Source organism: Pseudoalteromonas sp. 120-MNA-CIBAN-0494, from assembly GCF_040308885.1.
Taxonomy (GTDB): domain Bacteria; phylum Pseudomonadota; class Gammaproteobacteria; order Enterobacterales; family Alteromonadaceae; genus Pseudoalteromonas; species Pseudoalteromonas nigrifaciens.
In genome coordinates, this window is sequence record NZ_JBEOOE010000169.1 from 1 (window position 1) to 264 (window position 264).

Here is a 264-nt window from a genome sequence, read left to right on the forward strand (position 1 = left end):
TCAAGCAAGAAGTTAATATTGCTAAAGTAGATATTTACGCAAAGACTTAAAAAATATTATCAGATATTTTCCAAATTTTAGAGGTGACTCTTAGCGCGTAGCGTTAAAGTTGAGGCACCTTGCGCAAAGAAAATGGTAGCACTACGTGCTTGTCATTAATTCTTTGCACCATATTTGCTTGGTAACCATAGCGTTTTGGACCCACCTGACCCCATGCCGAACTCAGTAGTGAAACGAAACAGCGCCGATGATAGTGTAGCATTT

1 rRNA gene is annotated in these 264 nt (G+C 39.4%); it reads left to right on the forward strand.

Annotated features, from left to right (window positions below):
- Positions 1–177 precede the first annotated feature (177 nt).
- Positions 178–264 (forward strand): 5S ribosomal RNA (gene rrf, locus AAEY55_RS18395); the annotation flags it as partial.